Raw genomic sequence first — 1,149 nt, 5'->3', positions numbered from 1 at the left:
GCTTCGGTACAACTACCGCGTCTACCCGACGCCCGCTCAGCAGGTTTCGCTGACGCGGGCGTTCGGGTGCGCGCGGGTGGTGTTCAACGACGGGCTGCGCGCACGCCAGCAGGCGCGCGAGGCAGGCGAGGCGTACCTGTCGGATGGTGACCTGTCGAAGCGGGTCATCACCCAGGCGAAGCAGACGCCTGAGCGGGAGTGGCTGGGCGAGGTGTCGGCGGTGGTACTCCAGCAGGCCCTCGCGGACCTTAACGTCGCGTACCGGAACTTCTTCACCTCGATCAGCGGCAAGCGCCAGGGCCGCAAGGTCGCCCCGCCGAGGTTCCGGTCCCGCAAGGACAACCGGCAGGCGATCCGGTTCACCGCGAACGCCCGGTTCAAGGTGCTCGACAACGGCCGGCTCAGGTTGCCGAAGGTCGGCGACCTTGCGGTGCGTTGGTCCCGGCATCTGCCGGCCGCACCAACCTCGGTCACGGTCATCCGGGACGCGGCTGGTCGGTACTTCGCCTCGTTCGTTGTGGTCGCCGCCGACGACCCGCTGCCTCCGGTCGACGCCGAGGTGGGAATCGACCTCGGGTTGACCCACTTCGCCGTCCTGTCCAACGGCAGGAAGGTCGCCGCCCCGAAGTTCTTGCGTCGCGCGGCCCGCAAACTGCGCCGGTTGCAGCAGGACCTGTCCCGAAAGCAGCGGGGCAGCAACAACCGCAAGAAGGCCGTCGTCAAGGTCGCCCGCGCGCACGCTCGGGTGGCCGACAGCCGGCGGGACTGGCAGCACCAGCTCTCGACACGGATCATCCGCGACAACCAAGCGGTGTACGTCGAGGACCTGTGCGTCGTCGGTCTCGGCCGGACCCGGCTGGCCAAATCGGTGCACGACGCGGGCTGGGCGCAGTTCGTGCAGATGTTGGAGTACAAGGCCGCCCGGCGCGGGCGGACGTTCGCAAAGACCAACCGGTTCCTGCCCACGTCGCAGACATGCTCGACGTGCGGCCGGATCGACGGACCCAAGCCGCTGTCCGTCCGGTCGTGGACCTGCCCGTGCGGGGCCGCCCACGACCGGGACGTCAACGCGGCCAGAAACATACTCGCGGCGGGACGCGCCGAGAGCCTAAACGCCTGTGGAGCGCAGGTAAGACCGGCACCCCTGCC

The 1,149-nt window shown here is 69.3% G+C and carries 1 protein-coding gene; it reads left to right on the top strand.

Annotated elements, in window-relative coordinates; all coding sequences use genetic code 11:
- Nucleotides 1-49: 49 nt before the first annotated feature.
- Nucleotides 50-1,149: RNA-guided endonuclease TnpB family protein (locus tag KBX37_RS33905; protein WP_210779891.1), on the top strand; the 1,100-nt coding region annotated here is incomplete at its 3' end.

Source organism: Micromonospora sp. U56 (assembly GCF_018070095.1).
Taxonomy (GTDB): domain Bacteria; phylum Actinomycetota; class Actinomycetes; order Mycobacteriales; family Micromonosporaceae; genus Micromonospora; species Micromonospora purpureochromogenes.
The sequence above is the reverse complement of the archived record's forward strand: the minus strand, read 5'-3'. Positions and strand labels throughout refer to the sequence as shown.